The organism is Acidovorax facilis, from assembly GCF_023913775.1.
In the GTDB taxonomy this organism is placed as follows: Bacteria; Pseudomonadota; Gammaproteobacteria; order Burkholderiales; family Burkholderiaceae_C; genus Acidovorax; species Acidovorax facilis.
The window spans coordinates 20,683-36,863 of record NZ_JAMXAX010000023.1; the positions used below are offsets into that span (position 1 = coordinate 20,683).

The 16,181-nt window shown below is 62.8% G+C and carries 14 protein-coding genes; 3 read left to right on the plus strand and 11 right to left on the minus strand.

The genetic code is table 11. The features are described 5' to 3' along the window. Positions 1–9: 9 nt before the first annotated feature. Positions 10–1,704: a flagellar basal-body MS-ring/collar protein FliF gene (gene fliF / locus NFX52_RS09705; protein ID WP_055398287.1), complete on the minus strand. Its 1,695-nt coding sequence runs from the start codon at positions 1,702–1,704 to the stop codon at positions 10–12. 172 nt (positions 1,705–1,876) lie between these two features. Between fliF and fliE the strand changes: the two genes are divergently transcribed. Next, on the plus strand, positions 1,877–2,188 hold the full coding sequence (gene fliE / locus NFX52_RS09710) for a flagellar hook-basal body complex protein FliE (RefSeq protein ID WP_055398288.1): 312 nt from the start codon (positions 1,877–1,879) through the stop codon (positions 2,186–2,188). A gap of 412 nt (positions 2,189–2,600) precedes the next feature. Here the strand turns inward: fliE and NFX52_RS09715 are convergent, their stop codons facing one another. From NFX52_RS09715 to NFX52_RS09730, 4 genes are all read right to left on the minus strand, one after another. Next, a complete protein-coding gene (locus NFX52_RS09715; RefSeq protein WP_010466046.1) occupies positions 2,601–2,900 on the minus strand; it encodes a flagellar protein FliT in 300 nt (99 codons plus the stop codon). A 2-nt stretch (positions 2,901–2,902) separates the two neighbouring features. Further along, positions 2,903–3,358, minus strand: a complete 456-nt coding sequence (gene fliS / locus NFX52_RS09720) for a flagellar export chaperone FliS (protein WP_055398289.1) — start codon at positions 3,356–3,358, stop codon at positions 2,903–2,905. 65 nt (positions 3,359–3,423) lie between these two features. Next, positions 3,424–4,857: a flagellar filament capping protein FliD gene (gene fliD / locus NFX52_RS09725; protein ID WP_055398290.1), complete on the minus strand. Its 1,434-nt coding sequence runs from the start codon at positions 4,855–4,857 to the stop codon at positions 3,424–3,426. 197 nt (positions 4,858–5,054) lie between these two features. Beyond that, the gene (locus NFX52_RS09730; protein WP_055398291.1) at positions 5,055–6,530 is read right to left on the minus strand and encodes a flagellin N-terminal helical domain-containing protein; all 1,476 of its coding nucleotides are present in this window, start codon (positions 6,528–6,530) and stop codon (positions 5,055–5,057) included. A 322-nt stretch (positions 6,531–6,852) separates the two neighbouring features. Between NFX52_RS09730 and NFX52_RS09735 the strand changes: the two genes are divergently transcribed. Both NFX52_RS09735 and NFX52_RS09740 read left to right on the plus strand, forming a co-directional pair. Further along, positions 6,853–8,331: a flagellin N-terminal helical domain-containing protein gene (locus NFX52_RS09735; protein WP_055398292.1), complete on the plus strand. Its 1,479-nt coding sequence runs from the start codon at positions 6,853–6,855 to the stop codon at positions 8,329–8,331. A 112-nt stretch (positions 8,332–8,443) separates the two neighbouring features. Next, positions 8,444–10,639, plus strand: a complete 2,196-nt coding sequence (locus NFX52_RS09740; RefSeq protein ID WP_055398293.1) for an O-linked N-acetylglucosamine transferase, SPINDLY family protein — start codon at positions 8,444–8,446, stop codon at positions 10,637–10,639. 26 nt (positions 10,640–10,665) lie between these two features. Here NFX52_RS09740 and NFX52_RS09745 read toward each other — a convergent pair whose 3' ends face one another. Genes NFX52_RS09745 through rfbG form a run of 6 tightly spaced genes read right to left on the minus strand, consistent with a single transcriptional unit; the run spans position 10,666 to position 16,179 of the window. After that, the gene (locus tag NFX52_RS09745) at positions 10,666–11,322 is read right to left on the minus strand and encodes an LbetaH domain-containing protein (RefSeq protein WP_238385601.1); all 657 of its coding nucleotides are present in this window, start codon (positions 11,320–11,322) and stop codon (positions 10,666–10,668) included. Then, complete coding sequence (locus NFX52_RS09750) at positions 11,316–12,218, minus strand: NAD-dependent epimerase/dehydratase family protein (RefSeq protein WP_252635618.1); 903 nt, start codon at positions 12,216–12,218, stop codon at positions 11,316–11,318. Before NFX52_RS09750 ends, NFX52_RS09745 begins: the two co-directional genes overlap by 7 nt. Beyond that, positions 12,218–13,288 carry an FkbM family methyltransferase gene (locus NFX52_RS09755; RefSeq protein ID WP_238385602.1) on the minus strand — a complete coding sequence of 357 codons (1,071 nt, stop codon included), beginning with the start codon at positions 13,286–13,288 and terminating at the stop codon, positions 12,218–12,220. Before NFX52_RS09755 ends, NFX52_RS09750 begins: the two co-directional genes overlap by 1 nt. Positions 13,289–13,316: 28 nt before the next feature. Beyond that, positions 13,317–14,558, minus strand: coding sequence for a class I SAM-dependent methyltransferase (locus tag NFX52_RS09760; RefSeq protein WP_055398295.1), 1,242 nt, complete (start codon positions 14,556–14,558; stop codon positions 13,317–13,319). Continuing rightward, on the minus strand, positions 14,555–15,115 hold the full coding sequence (locus NFX52_RS09765) for a dTDP-4-dehydrorhamnose 3,5-epimerase family protein (protein WP_055398296.1): 561 nt from the start codon (positions 15,113–15,115) through the stop codon (positions 14,555–14,557). Before NFX52_RS09765 ends, NFX52_RS09760 begins: the two co-directional genes overlap by 4 nt. After that, positions 15,112–16,179, minus strand: a complete 1,068-nt coding sequence (rfbG, locus tag NFX52_RS09770; RefSeq protein ID WP_202907175.1) for a CDP-glucose 4,6-dehydratase — start codon at positions 16,177–16,179, stop codon at positions 15,112–15,114. Before rfbG ends, NFX52_RS09765 begins: the two co-directional genes overlap by 4 nt. Positions 16,180–16,181 lie beyond the last annotated feature (2 nt).

A 16,181-nucleotide genomic window follows, 5' to 3' on the forward strand; every position in this document is an offset into this window, starting at 1 on the left:
TGTCGGTAATTAGACCGGCTCGCCGTTCAGCCAGGTCTTCAGGATATTGGCCACAGCCACCGGGTTCTCCTTGGCCAGCACGCGCGCCTCTTCCAGACGCAATTGCTCCGGCGTGGCAGGAAGCACCTCGTTTTTCTTGGCGGGCGCAGGCAGCGCTGGGCGTTCGGGCGTTTCGGACTCCACGGCATCCAGCTGGCCACCGGCCACCGGGATGGCACGGGGCTTGGCCGCCGCGCCAGTGCCCTTGAGGGCCGGACGCACCAAGCCCATCAGCACCAGGGCCGCAAACAGCACCGCACCCACCGGCCAGGCAAACGACTTGGCCAGATCGATCACTTCAGGCTGCTTCCACAGCGGAATGTCGCTGGTTGGCGTTGCGGTCACTTGGAACGGTGTGTTCATGAGGTTGACGGAGTCGCCGCGATCCCGGTTGAAGCCAATGGTCTCGCGCACCAGCGCCGTCATCTGCTCCAGTTGCTCGGGTGTGAGCGCCTTCGACACGGTCTTGCCCTTGTCTTCCGTGGACTGGTAGTTGACCACCACCGCCGCGCTCACCCGCTTGAGGGCTCCACTGCCGCCGCGCGTGACGCGCACCGTCTTGTCAACCTCGTAGTTGGTGATGGATTCGCGCTTGCTGCCCACAGCCTGGGCGCCCTGGGCCTGCTGGCCGGCGGCGGTGGGCGGCGGGTTGGCGCCATTGATGGGCGCGGCAGACGGTGCAGGGGGCTGGTTGGTCGTGGCGCCCGGCACACCAGTGGGCAGCGGATTGCCTTGGGGGCCTGTGCTTTCCACCACCTGCTGGCTGCGGATGGCGCTGGCATCGGTGGCCAGGTTGGGCCGGTGCTGCTCGGAGGTGGATTCGGTCTGGGTGAAATCCACCTCGGCCGTCACCTGCGCCTTGACGTTGTCTCGGCCCACCACGGGCTCCAGGATGTCCAGGATGCGGCGGGTGTACTGCTGTTCGATCTGCTGCACATACAGCAGTTGCTGCGCATCCACACCGTTTCCAGCGGCGGTATCGGGCGACTGGGACAGCAGCTTGCCTGTATCGTCCAGCACGCTCACGGCGGAAGGAGACAGCTCTGGCACGCTGGAAGCCACCAGGTGCACGATGCCCGCCAGCTGCGCCCGGTCCAGAATACGGCCCGGGTGCAGGCTCACCAGCACCGACGCCGAAGGCTTTTGCTGCTCCCGGAAAAATCCGTTCTGGTTGGGAAGCGCCAAATGCACCCGCGCACCTTGCACCGACGACAGCGCCTGGATGGAGCGCGTGAGTTCGCCCTCGAGGCCCCGCTGAAAGTTCAGGCGCTCCTGGAACTGGGTCATCCCAAATTTGCTGGATTCCATCAGTTCGAAACCCGCCACCGAACCCTTGGGCAAGCCCTGGGTGGCCAGGCGCAGGCGCACATCATGCACGCGGTCTGCAGGGATCAGGATGGCACCACCGCCATCGGCGTGCTTATAAGGCACATTCATCTGCGACAACTGGGCCACGATGGCACCGCCATCTTTGTCGTTCAGATTGGCAAACAGCACGCGGTAATCCGGCTGGCGCCCCAGCACGATGGCCGCGATGGCCACCGCCACCAGCAGCGCCGCGCCCACACCCAGCCGCATGCGCTGCGCCCTGTCGAGGGCAGACAGCCGCTGCAGCCAGTTCGGGCTGGCAGGGGGGGTGAGAGGAATTTCAGCAACTGCAGACATCTTGCTTTCCAGTAGGGTGGCCCGGCAAGGACCAAAGCGTGGGGTCGATTATTCGGTCACGCCTCCAAAATGTTCGCTGGATAAGCCGCGCGTTTGGCCATCAATTCAGAGCGATGGGTCCCGGCGCGATGGCTAGGATACGCAGCATACCGCCATTCCCACGGACACAGCCATGGACCTTCGCATCTCAAGCTCTACCGCCCCGCTCACGGGCGCTGGCGTGGCGCGCCGTGCTGCAGCGCCGCAAAACGACGCCAATGACGTGGGTTTCTCGGGGGCGCTCAAAGGCGCACTGCAGTCGGTCAGCGCCGCACAAAACCGCTCTTCAAACCTGCAGACCGAGGTGCAGATGGAAAACCCTTCTGTCAGCCTCGAAGAAACCATGGTGGCGATCCAGAAGGCCCAGATCGGCTTTCAAGCCACGCTGCATGTGCGCAACCGGATGGTGCAAGCCTATACCGACATCATGAACATGCAGGTATAGCAGCGGCACTCCCCTGAGCTGCTGCGCCGCTTCCCCTCGCTCTCACAGCGCTGCGCGCTGTGGGCAAGGGGACGATGCCCTCGCTGCGGGGCGGCCCTTGCTTGGCATCCCTGGCCTTGGGGCGCGCCAGTATCGAACAGCAGGGACTCGGAAAACCCCTAATTTGATAGCTACCTGCGATTTTTGGATAAGCCCTAGAGGCACTTTTTTGCATGCGATCACGGGGGCGCAGCGCTCCCAACCGGCGACCTTGCTGCGTCCACCCAAGGCGTACTCGCTCCATGCGGCGGGGGCCGATTTTTTACTATCAATTTGATAGCTTAATACGCTTTATTTATAAGTGCTTCAGGCGATTTTTATCCGCAAAAAAGCCGACCTCGCGGTCGGCTTAGTTTTGGGCTCGGCGCCTGCCTCAATGCATCATCTGCGGCTGGCCTTCAAACAAATGTTCAAACTGCGCCAGCCAGGGCTCAGCGAGGCAGCGAATCTGGGCATCGTTGCGCAGGATGCGCTGCATGATGCGGGTCTTCTCACGTTTGTGCTCGGGCAGCAGCTCGTGCTCTTGCGACTTGAAGCGCAGCTGCTCAATCAGCACGGCGCAGGCGCCTTCGTAGCGCACCACCCCATCCCAGTCCTTGAGCTTGGCGGCCTCCAGCATCTTGGCGCTGCTGTCTTCAATCGCCTTGTAATAGTCAATAAGCATGTGTGACATGGTTATGCCTCCACCAGCACAGGCTGGCCAGTGGCGGCGGGCGCATCGGACGAAGCCGCGGTGCCGGTTTTCTTGATTTCGTTCCAGCCTTGGGCCACGGGCTCGATCAGGCGCATGACTTCTTGCATGATGGCGTCGTCGTTGCGGGCGTTGGCCAGGATCAGGCGGCGCATGCAGTAGTCGTACAGTGCACCCAGGTTTTCGGCCAGTTCGCCCCCATCGACTTTGTCGAGCGAGGTGCTCAGGCCCTCCTCCAGAATGCGCACGGCCTTGGAGATGGCATTGACTTTGGCCAGCACATCACCACGTGCCAGGGCGCCACGTGCCGTGGCGATGGCATTGAGGACACCTTCATACAGCAGACTGACCAACTGGTGCTGGTCCATCGTGTGCATGCTGGTTTCCACATTGATACGCTGGTAAGCGTTGGCTGCACGGGGGCTGTAGGCGCTGAACATGCTGACAATCCTTCCGAGGTATTACTTAAGTTATCGGCATGTGCCAGGAAAACTGAAGCCCCTGATTAACCAGTCGATTTGTTCCAGGCAGTGACCTGCTGTGAGATATACGCGTTCAGGCCATTGAGGCTGCTCAGCTGGGTATCGAGCGCGTTATACCGCTGTGTGATGCGCTTTTCAAATGCCTCGACCTTCTCATTCACCCGCGTCTGGTCCTGACTGTTGCGCTTAAGGCTCAGCTGCAAGGTGGCATCCTTGGATTTGAAGAAACCGTCGTTGGAGAGCAGGTTGGTGGTCAACGCCTTCAGCTGGACGGCAATTCCATCGGCGGAGCCGCCACCGGTATTGCGGAACAGGTTTTTCACATCGTCGGGGTTCTCAGACAGCGCCTTGGTGAGCTTGGAGGAATCAACCACCAGGTCTCCGCCCAGCTGCTGGGTAATGCCAATGTCCGCCAACCGCTGGAAAGCACCGCCCCCTGTAGTGACCGACTGGATGGCGTTGCGCAGGGAGTTTTGCAGCGCTACGGCCGTCGAGTCACCTTGCAGTAACCCTGCCGACTTGGTAGCGGCGTCATACTTGGTGGCGTCCTGGAGCAACTGGTTGATGGCGTTGTAGGCCTTCACGAATCCATCAATGTTGGACTGGATCGCGGAGTTGTCCTTGCTCACGGTGATATCAATGGGAGCCGTCGTCACTTGCTCGGCCTTGAAAGTCACGCCCGAAATCGTGGAGGCAAACGTATTGGTGGCCGAAGACACCGCGATCCCGTTGACCGTGGCCTTGGCGTTGGCGGCCGCCTGCGTGACCGTGGAGCCGTTGACCAGGCGCGAAAGGCCAGTGGCGTCGGTGTTGCCCGCACTCTGGGGGTTGGTGTCGCCGCCCTCCATGACACTCAGGCGAAACCCGAACTCCTCACCAGTGCTCTTGCTGCGCAGCAGCAAGCGCTCGCCCGACGCATCACTGAGTACCGACGCCGTTACCCCTGCATTGGCACCATTGATCTTGCTGGCCACGTCCGACAGCTTGTCGCTCGCACTGATAGTGATGTCTACGGGCTGACCGCTGCCAGGTGTGAACGACGCGGGTGCAACACTCCACTTGCCCAGTTCGAGGCGCAGCGTACCGGATCCGAGCGCACCACCCACGGGCAGCAAAGCAGCCGATGCGGTGGCCTGCGCCTTGGCAAGGCTCTGGACCTCGACACTGAACGTGGTGGGCAGCGTGCCCCCTACTGCGGTGGCGGAAACAAATTTGGAGTCGGACGACGTGGTGGCCACGCCATTCCAACCGGTCACGCTGGTGAGCTTGCCCGCTGCGTCCTGCAGCGTGGACACCAGCGACTTGATCTGTCCAAAGGCAGAAATCTTGGTATTGACCGTGGCCGCTTGCAATTTCAGCGTGTCCAGGGGCCTCTTTTCCAGGGTGACCAACTGGGAAATGATGCTCTTGACATCAAGTCCGTTCGTGCCGACGCCTGGGGATGAAATGGTTGCCATACAAACCTCCTGAACTGGTCCAACGGAAATTATGGCGCCGAACGGCGATCAAGAACGTCCGTAAACACGCCAGGAAACCCGTCTTATCCAGCGGTCCTGGCACCCGCCTTCCAAAAAGCCAAAGGGCGGCGACAGAAATCTGCCGCCGCCTGGGGTCCACCAGGGCGCTGCAACGCCCTGGCTGCCATGCCCGCCGCTTAACGCAGCAGGGCCAACACACCTTGGGGCAGCTGGTTGGCCTGGGCCACCATTGCCGTACCGGCCTGTTGCAGGATCTGGGCACGCGACAGGTTGGCCGTTTCTGCGGCGAAGTCGGCATCCAGAATACGCGAACGCGAGGAAGAAAGGTTTTCCGACGTCACTTGCAGATTGCTGATCGACGTTTCAAAGCGCGATTGCAGAGCACCGAGCTTGGCACGCTCACCGTTGATGAAGGCCAGCGCAGAGTCCACCGTCTTCAGGGCGTTGGTGGCGTTGCTGAAAGTCGTTACGTCCAGATCAGCCACTTTTTGCAGCGCCGAACCACCAGAAACCAGTTGCCCGTTGTTCGCTGCTGCATTCACCGAGAAGGACTTGTCAGAGTCCAGGGTGATGTAGCCACCTGCAGTGGCAGTTTGTGCTGCCCCGCCGGTAGCCAAGGTGACAGCAGCCCCTACTGCCGTTCCAGCCGCGTTGTATGACGTCACTGTCACAGCCGCTGCATTGTCCACCGTGGTATCTGCCACTGAGATGTTGTTGCCCGTGTTGTTGGTCAGAATGACTTGGGTGCCATCAGAACTCAACGAGGCATTGACACCCGTCTTTGCCGATTGCTCGTTGATGGCAGACACGGCAGCTGACAGACGGTCCGTGCCGGTGGCTGAGCTGAGAGTGAAAGATACGGCACGTGCTGTGGTGTTATCACCGGTCAACTCCAGCGTATAAGAGCCAGTAGAGGCAAATCCCCCCAGACGAACCTCTGTACGGGCCGTGGCCGTCACGCCGGTGTCGGCCTTCAGTGCATTGATCTGGTCTGCCGTGGCCTTGGCGGTGGCACTCGCTGCGATTGTGGTCGTGCTGGTGCCCAGGTATCCGCTGATGGCGACAGAACCACCTGCAACACCATTGCTTGCGCCTGCCGATGCGCCCGACGCAATACCTGCAGAAGCTGCGTTTTGGTTGTTTCCGTACACGCTGGTGCGCAGGTTGGCCGTGGCCGCCACGATGGTCTGGTTGGCGTTGGCACCCACCTGGAACTGCTGCGTACCAAACGTGCCGTCCAGCAACTTGGAGCCGTTGAATTCCGTGGTTTGCGAGATGCGGTCCAGCTCGGACACCAGCTGACCCACTTCCTGTTGCAGGGCCTGGCGGTCGCCGGCGCTGTTGGAGGCGTTAGCTGACTGCACAGCCAGCTCACGCACCCGCTGCAAGATATCGCCAGAGGCCTTGAGCGCGCCTTCAGCGGTCTGCGCTAAGGAGATACCATCGTTCGCATTGCGAACCGCCTGGTTGAGGCCGCGGATCTGGCTGGTAAACCGCTCCGAAATGGCCAAGCCAGCAGCGTCGTCCTTGGCGCTGTTGATGCGCAGGCCCGACGACAAGCGCTGGATAGAGGTGTTCAGCGAGGTCTGGCTCATGCCCAGGTTGCGCTGAGCGGTGAGCGATGCCACATTGGTATTGATGGTGGAAGCCATTGCAAATCTCCAGAAAGAACTGACTGAATATGGCGTTGCCGCCAGCCGGGGCGCCAGCACCACGCTGGCCTCCTGGGTTCGCCAGTGCTTTCAAGCCATCTGGTGAACGGCGGGCCGCTTACGGACCGTTGCAATTGTTTTCGGGTCGCCGCCGGAAAACTTGAGGGGCAAACGTACAAGTTGTGCGACTTTTTTGCCGCTTATCCCCCAAACGCCCAAAAGCAGCGTCTCCACAATTCATCCATCGTTCCCCCATTGACAGCCGGACGGGTGCGCTTGAACCGGCAAACAGATCCGTCTAGCGACGTTAAGGAGTTTCGCCATGGCAGCAACCATCAATACCAACATCAGCTCGCTGACCGCGCAGCGCAACCTGGGCACCAGCCAATCATCGCTGAACACCGCCATCCAGCGCCTGTCGTCGGGCCTGCGCATCAACAGCGCCAAGGACGACGCTGCCGGTCTGGCCATTTCGGAGCGGTTTACCAGCCAGATCCGCGGCCTCAACCAGGCGGTTCGCAATGCGAACGATGGGATTTCGCTGGCGCAGGTGGCGGAAGGCGCGATGGGGTCGGCCGGCAATATCTTGCAGCGGGTGCGGGAACTGGCGGTGCAGTCGGCCAACGCATCCAACAGCGCTGGCGACCGCCAGGCCCTGCAACAGGAAGTCGGCCAATTGGTGGCAGAACTGGACCGGATTTCGCAAACCACCGAGTTCAACGGCCAGAAATTGCTGGACGGCACCTTTGGTACGCAGCAGTTCCAGGTGGGCGCCAACGCCAACCAGACCATCGTGGCGGCCACGGCCAACCTGCGCACCAGTGTGTACGGAAACAATCAGAACTCAGCTGCTGCGGGTGTTGCGTCGGGCGCAGTGGCGGCGGCAACCAATGGCGTTGCGGGTGGTTCGGTCGCCATCAGCGGATACCTTGGCACCAGCACGACCACCATTGCAGCGGGCGCCACCGCCAAGGCCACGGCAGATCAGATCAATGCTCTGAAGGCCAACACCGGCGTGACGGCCACGGCACGTACGGAGGTGCGCCTGGCCGGCTTCAGCGCAGCAGGCTCGTACACGCTGAATCTGACGGGTGACAACACCACCGCACGCTCAGTGTCTTTCACGCTCAGCTCAGCCACCGGCACAGACCGTCTGTCGGCTGCCGTATCTGCCATCAATGAGCAATCCGCGAAGACAGGCATCAACGCGTCGCTGAACTCGGACGGAACCCAAGTGATCCTGACCAACGATACGGGCAACAACATCTCAGTGGCAGATACCACGGTGGCCAATGCGGCGGATGTGACTGTGACGTCTTACAACGCCGCTGGCGCGTCTGTGGGTGCTGCTGGTATTACATTGGCATCCAACGCCACTGCCGACACTGCCACCGCAGGCGGCTACATCACTCTGGACTCTGACAAGTCCTTCGCGGTAAATGCTCAAGCGAACAACGGACAACTGGTTTCCGGCGGCTCAGGGCTGCAAAAAGTGGCTGATCTGGATGTAACGACTTTCAGCAACGCCACCAACGCCCTGAAGACGGTGGACTCTGCCCTGGCCTTTATCAGTGGCGAACGCGCCAAGCTCGGCGCTCTGCAATCTCGCTTCGAGACAAGCATCTCCAGCCTGCAGATTACGTCGGAGAACCTGTCCGCATCGCGCTCGCGCATCCAAGACGCCGACTTTGCGGCCGAGACCGCCAACTTGTCGCGCGCACAGATCCTGCAACAGGCCGGCACGGCGATGGTGGCCCAGGCCAACCAGATCCCTCAAGGTGTGCTGTCGCTGCTCAAATAGTTGGTCTGACCCACAACCGGGCAGTGAAGCTGCGTGAAGCAAGGGGCCCAGTGGGCCCCTTTGCACATGGCACACTGCTTTCAATGCCCCCCGCTCGTAGATCGGCGCCATCGTGCACACCAAAAACACCGAACCGTACGCATCCCGCCTGCATGCCGCGCTTGTTGCCGCGGACTGGCTCCTCCTCACCCGTCTGTGCCGTCAGGTTCTGCGCAAAAACAGCCGCGACCTCAAAGCCCACCGATTGCTGGGTTTCGCATTGAGCAAGCAGCGCAAATTCGAAGCCGCGCTCCAGGCGTACCGTCAGGCCCATGCATACTGGCCTGGAGATGCCGAGTTGCTGATCAACTATGCCAACGTGCTTATCGAGCAGGCACAGAATCAGGACGCACTACCCCTGTTGGAAGAGGTGTGCAAGCTGCGCCCACAGGAGGCCATTTCATGGATCAAGCTCGCAGAGTGCTGCTACCTGATGACCTTGCATGGCAAGGGGTTCGAGGCCAGCCAAAAGGCGGCTGCTCTGGCAACTACCCTGGAGGACCGCACTTCAGCACTCACGCAAAGTGCCATCCACCGGCGCGAACTGGGCCAAGTGCGCGAGGCAATCCAAGACTGCGAAACTGCCATCGCCCTTCGCCCCAACGATCCGGGCAACTACACCAACAAGCTGCTTTTCATGTTGGCAGACCCCCATGTCAGTGCAGAACAGCTCTCGGCGGCAGCACGACAATTTGGCGACACATTCGAGCCCCCACTACAACCGAGCTGGCCGCGCTTTGAAGAACACCGGGGACTTCCGTGGCGGCGTCTGAAGGTGGGTTTTTTATCTCCCGACTTTCGCGCCCATGCCGTCATGTACTTCACGGAAGGGCTGCTGGCGCAACTGGACAGACGCCAATTTGAGGTGTTCGCCTTTTACCTCTTCCCCAAGAGCGACCATGTTACAGAGCGGGTGGAACGCCATGCAGACCACTTTGTGCGCCTCGCGGGCTTCAGCCCACAACAGCAAGCGGAACTCATTCGCGCCCAAGGCATTGACATCCTGATTGATCTCGCTGGCCACACAGGACACAATGGATTGCTCGCCATGACACACAAAGCGGCGCCTGTGCAAGTGACCTGGCTCGGGTTTCCAGCCACTACAGGGCTCAGCGCGGTGGACTACAAGTTCACCGACGAGGTGACCGACCCACCAGACGCCCAGGACCAATACACCGAGCAGCTCTACCGTTTACCCACGCTGTTTGCCTGCTACCGTCCCATGAGCCGCAACCCGCTGTGGCGTTATCAACCCCGCTACCAAGTGCGTCCCACCCCCGCTCTGGAAAACGGTTTCATCACCTTCGGATCGTGCAACAACCTGGGCAAGCTCACCGACGAGGTACTGGGCTTATGGGGCCGTGTACTGGAGACTGTACCCAACTCGCGCCTGCTCATCGAGGGCAAGGGCATGGAGCGGCCGGACTTTGCCAATGCGTACCGGCAACGCTGCCAGGGGCTTGGGTTGGACCCTGCTCGGCTAGACCTCGTCCCCCTGGACACCAACAACCAATACCTCACCTACCATCGGATCGATATCGCGCTCGACCCCTTCCCGCTCACCGGCGGCACAACCACCTTCGATGTGCTGTGGATGGGATTGCCCATCGTCTCCATGGTCGGCGATAGCTTCAAAAGTCGTATGGGCGTGAGCCTGTTGACCTACCTGGACCGCACAGAGTGGCTGGCGGAAAGCCCCGAAGACTATGTCCGCATCGCGTGTGCGCTGGCATCTGATGCTCAGGCGCTCAACGCTTTGCGACAAGGGCTGCGTGCAGAGGTGGAGGCTTCGGCCCTCATGCGCGAAGACATCTTCAACCATCATTTTGGCGAGGGACTGCGGGTGATGTGGCTGCGGTGGCTGGCGCAGGCAGAGCATCCGGACGATGCGCAAGCCCAGGCAAAGGCCCTTGAGTCGTGGTTACCAGGACTTCCTGAAGAGTGGTCCCACCCACCCGCACCGGAGGTGGGGCTGCGCCCCGGCCTACGGGTGCCCCTAAGTGAGGCCCATCAGCGGCTGCAAATGCTGGTGAACAAGGCAAAGGTGTCACCTCCCCCGCAGCGCGCGGAATCCGAGTCTGCCGCTACGAAGATGGAGAGCCAACACTGGATCGCCGTAACTGAACTGGCCGAAATTGTGCTCAACGCAGTGCCCCATGACCCTGTGGCACTGGCGTGTCTAGCTGAAGTCGAACACGCGCATGGCCATACCGAATTTGCTGTGACCTATTTGCGCTATGCCACCGAAGCCATGAAGACCTTGGTGTAGCAAGCCCGGCGCTCAGACTCCCCAGATTAGCGGCGAAAAATGTCCTGAAGCGCGTCGCGTCGCGTCGCTTTGAAGACCACCTGCCCACCGGGCCCTGGGTAAACCGTGCAATTGCCCGGTGAGTCCGCATTGACCAGACTCGTCCCCTGGGAGATCACGGTGCCATCACCCACCTGGCATCCCCCAATGATGGCGGTGCCTGCATACATGACAACGCCCTCACCCAGCACCGGCGCCGCGCCATGGTTCTTTCCCACCGTTGAGTTTTGATAGACCACCAGGTAATTGCCATAGGTCGCCTTGGCAAAGACGATACCCACCGAATGGCCGATGAACATGACCTCGGGCATGTCGATCTCATAGAACAGATCAATCCCGTTGAGCGCCTTGTTCAGCCCGAAAAGCTTGGCGCAGAGCGTGCGGTTGCCCGTCGCCTTCCAGATCGTGTTGGACAGGTAGTAGAGAAACAGCGTGTATTGGGTGGAATGCAGGTGATCGAACTGGTCTGGCGTCCACCACCGCACTTCGTTGATGCAGCGGCCCAGCCGCAGTAGCGCCGCATCCAGATGCGCAGCAAGCACGGCCGGGGCGTCGGTGTTGAGCCCGTCGGGGTAGAAGGTGGCCAATTGGCGGGCCACATAGGCGGCCAGCTCGGTGCGAGACAAGTGCAGGGGCTTCAACATGTGCGGTCTCCTTGGCAAGCCGCAAGGACATCATCCAGTACATCAAAAAGAGACCGAGGCCGCCAGTGCAGCTCGGTGCGCAGACGCTCGATGTCCACCAGCGGCACAGGGCCAGGCACGGTCTGCAGAAGGGGCAGCACCTCACAGCCCCAGCGGCGCGCCAGGCATTCGAACAGGCTGGCATTGGACACATTGACGCCAGAGGCCACGTTATAGACAGGTTGTCGGCCGGATACGGCAATGCGGATGAGGGCCTCGACCACGTCATCCAGGTGCACGTAGTCGCGGGCGAAGTGGGGGGAGGACGACACTTCCACCCGCGCCACACCGGCGCTCCGGGCAGCCAGCACCTGCCGCAGCAGCGCGGGCAGGAAACCATCGGCATCCAGGGGCCCTTCATACACGCAGGCCAGGCGCGCCACCCGGGCACGCCCCTGGCCCGCCACATGGCACAGGGATTCGCCCAGGCCCTTGGAAAAGTCATACAGGTGGCGGGGGCTGGCAGGGTCCAGAGGTAACACGGCGGCCTCGTTCGCCAACCCCTCTCCCTGTCCGTCATACAGCCGGGTGGACGACAGGTAGACCAGAGACTCCAACGCCCCCTGTTCCAGCCCGTACCCCAACACCTGGGCCAGATGGCTGACATGAGCCTCCACGGTATCGAAAGGACGCGCCAGATAGTCTGCCGTGAGCCCCGCGCAATAAATGACGTGCCCTAGTGGTACCAGCCAGGGCCAAGGCTCACGGCGGGCGGGGGCCCACACCTGCGCGCCCCGCGCCTGCAGGGTCGCACACAGGCGGGCGCCCACAAAGCCCGCGGCACCGACCACCGTGAAGCGCAAGCCCTGCAGGTCTCGCAGGCCCTGCGCAACCAACGGCGCTTGCTCCGAAACCATCAGAAGCCGCCCACAGGGTGGTGCAGGTGCGGTGCCTTGTGCGGCAACAGCTTGGGGCTGACCCCTTCAACAATGCGGAAGGCACTGCCTTGCACACGGGCGGCATCCGACACCGCCAGCATGTTGAAACCGTGTGGCGGGCCTTCCAGGTACACGGAGTCCAGCGGCACCAGCTCAATCGGCTGGCCAGACATTTCGCGGTGCGAGTTGATGTCGCGCACGGCATAAACGGCATAGCCCAGGTCCAGGAACAGGCGGCACAGAGGTGTGGCACGCAGTCCACTACTCCAGTCCACATAGGTGCGGTGCAGTTCGAAGACCACATGGGGCCGGTCACGCGCCAGCACCTGCTGGGCCCCTTGCAACGCGGCCAGCTCTGCGCCCTCGATGTCCAGCTGGATCAGGCCGATGCGCCGCCCGTGGCGCTGGGCATAGTCATCCATCGCCACAGTCTCAAAACCGCTGCCGTCCTGGGCCGTGACCATGTTGGCAAAGGAGTCAAAGCCATCCAGACGCATGCGTTCGCCGCTGCGGCTCCACAGCCCGGCCACGTTCACCTCCACATTGCTCAGTACGTTGATATCGATATTGCGCTGCAGCATGGCCGCCTGCTGGGGGTTGGGCTCGAAGCAATGCACCCGCAGGCCCCGCCCTGCCAGCTGGCGGGCCACCAGCACCGCCTGATCGCCAAAGTAAGCACCGCCCACCAGCACATCCCCTTGCAGATCGCGGCCCAGCTCCAGCAACAGCTTGGTGGTTTGCGGCTCCCACACATGGGTAGGGTGCTCCGACTCCGACAACAGGAAGTCGCGAGCGATCTTGGTGCGGTACAGGAACTGAAAGCGCGTGCCATCGGCCAGCACCTTTTCGTACTGGTCCGTGTCCAGATGGAGGGCATCGATCACAGGACCGGTCACGTCGTCCCGCACCGAGCCTTCGCAGGCGATCTGCGCCTCGCTCTCGCGCAACAGCGCAATCAGGCGAGCGCGTAGCACGGGGTCACGCCCCAAGGTTTGCATGGCTTGCTGCAGGCGTTTGCCGTCCAGGTCGCGTGGGTCATTGCTGGTCATGGCGAAGGCTCCTTGAAACATGAATCCATTAGAAAATTTCCAGGCGCGGCACGGCCACCACCATCTGCGCGCCCCAGCTGCGCGTGTAGTCCAGCTGGTCGGCCACCTCGCTGCGCAGGTTCCAGGGCAGGATCAGGATGCGCTGCGGCTTGTGGGCGCGCAGGTGTGCCTCGCTAACCACGGGGATGTGGCTGCCCGGCAGGTACTGGCCCTGCTTGGCGGGGTTCTTGTCCACGGCATAAGGCAGCAGATCGGGCCGCACACCCGCAAAATTGAGCAGGGTGTTGCCCTTGGCGGCCGCGCCGTAGGCGCCCACGGTGATGCCGTCGGCCTGGCATTGCAGCAAAAACATGAGCAGCTCGCGCTTGACCCGTATGGCCTGGGCCTGGAAGTCGCTGTAAAAACCGGCACCCAGCATGCCCGCCGCTGTCTCGTTGGCCAGCAGTTGCTGCACGCGGGTGGTGCCTTCAGCCGTTACCTGGAGGTGGCCCACGGTATCGGCGCGGGCGGCGAACACGCGCAGGCTGCCGCCATGCGTGGGCAGCTCTTGCACGTCAATCACCACGAGGCCATTGGCCGCAAAAATGCGCTGCACCGCCGTGAGCGACAGATAGGAATAGTGCTCGTGGTAGGCCGTGTCGAACTGGCACCCCTGCACCATGCGCAGCAGGTGCGGGAACTCGAAGGTGGCCACACCGTGGGGCTTGAGCAGCCGCGTGAAGCCGCCCACAAAGTCGTTGATGTCGGGCACATGGGCCAGCACATTGTTGGCGGCAATCAGGTCGGCCTGGCGGTCGGCAGCGGCCAGCTCGTCGGCCAGCGCCACGCCAAAGAACCGATCCACCACCGCTATGCCTTTGGCGCGAGCCGCCGCCGCCGTGCTGGCGGTGGGCTCCACGCCGTAGCATGGAATGCCAGCCGCCTGCACATACTGCAGCAGGTAGCCGTCGTTGGACGCGACCTCGACCACGCGGCTGGCGGCGGTGAGGCCCAGGCGCTTACGCATCGCCTCGACATAGGCCTGGGCATGGGCCAGCCACGACGAGGAGAACGAACTGAAATACGCGTAGTCGTCGGTGAACAGCGCCTCGCGCCCGGCGTGGTCTTCGGTCTGCACCAGCCAGCAGGTTTCGCACACCAAGAGGCGCAGGGGGAACCAGGTTTCGGGCGCGCGCAACGCGGCCTCGCTCAGGTAGGCATTGGACGGGGGCGCGCTGCCCAGGTCCAGGAACGGCAGTTGCAGCGGGCTGCCGCAGTGTCGGCACTTCACAGGCGCACTCCTTCGAATTCTTCGGTCATCCCGGGCTGGCCTGCGTCGCGGGGCGACATTTGCCCCACCGGCAGGGGCCAAGCCACGGCCAGGCGCGGGTCCAGCGGGTTCAGGCCCGCTTCGGCGGCAGGTGCATAGGCGGCTGAATGGCAATACAGCAGCTCTGCATGGTCGGTCAGCGCCTGGAAGCCGTGCGCAAAACCGGGCAGGATGAGCAGCGCGTTGCCGTTGTCTGCGGATAAATGCTCGGCATGCCACTGCAAAAAGGTGGGAGAGCCCTGGCGCAGGTCCACGGCCACGTCCCAGACCTCGCCACGCAGGCAGGTCACGAGTTTCATCTCGGCGTGGGGCGGCTTTTGGTAGTGCATGCCACGCACGGTGCCTTGGAGGGCTGTATAGCTCTGGTTGATCTGGGCGATGGGGCCCGCCCAGCCTGCGCCCGCCAGTTCATCGGCGCAGAACAGGCGCGCAAAAAAGCCGCGCTCGTCCACCAGCGGCCGGCGTTGCACGCGGAGCAATCCCGCCAGCGGCAGTGGCGCCAGGGCCAGTCGGCTCATGGGCGCGCCTCCCAGGCGTCGATGTCGGCCAGGCACAGCGCGCGGGCGTCGGCGCCGCCATGTTGCTGGCGGTACCAGTTCATGGTGCGGGCCACGGCGGTGTTCAGCGACCAGTGCGGGGCCACGCCCAGCACCTGGCGGGCATGGGCGGTTTCGAGCGCGAGCCAGCCGGCTTCGTGCGGTCCTTCGCTCTCATTTTCATAGCTGATAGCGCTTGCTGGATAGGCGGCGGAGGCCAATTCAATGACATTTTTGACCGTGGCGGCCTCGTGGGGCAGAGGGCCGAAGTTGTAGGCACCGGCCAAGGCGGGAGATTCCCACAGGCGCTGGGCCAGACGCAGGTAGGCGGCCAGCGGCTCCAGCACATGCTGCCAGGGGCGCGTGGCCTGGGGGCGGCGGATGTGCAAGGTTGCGCCCTTTTCCCAGGCGCGCACAGCGTCGGGCAGCAGGCGGTCTTGGGCCCAGTCGCCGCCGCCGATCACGTTGCCCGCGCGGGCGGTGGCCACGGCGATGCCCTGTGCGGCCAGGAAAGAATCGCGGTAGCTGGCCGTGACCAGCTCGGTGGCGGCCTTGCTGGCGCTGTAGGGGTCGTGCCCGCCCAGCGGGTCGTCTTCGCGGTAGGGGTACGCCCACTCGCGGTTGCGGTAGACCTTGTCGGTGGTGACCACCACGGCCACGCGCACTTCGGGCAGGCCGCGCAATGCATCAAGCACATGCGCCGTGCCCATCACGTTGGTGGCAAAGGTGTCTAGCGGCGCTGCATAGCCAGGCCGCACCAGCGCCTGCGCGGCCAAGTGCAGCACCACCTCGGGCCGGGCGGCGCGCACGCGCATGGCCAGGGCCTGGGGGCTGCGGATGTCGCAGAAATGGCTCTCCATGCCCGGCGCGGCCTGCCCCAGCTGGGCCAGGGCGAACAGGTTGGGCTCGGTGGCGGGCGGCAGCGCCACGCCAGTGACCTGCGCGCCCAGGCGCTGCAGCCACAGGGCCAGCCAGGCGCCCTTGAAGCCGGTGTGGCCGGTGAGCAACACGCGCTTGCCGCGCCAGAAGTCGGGATCAGGGCGCATCG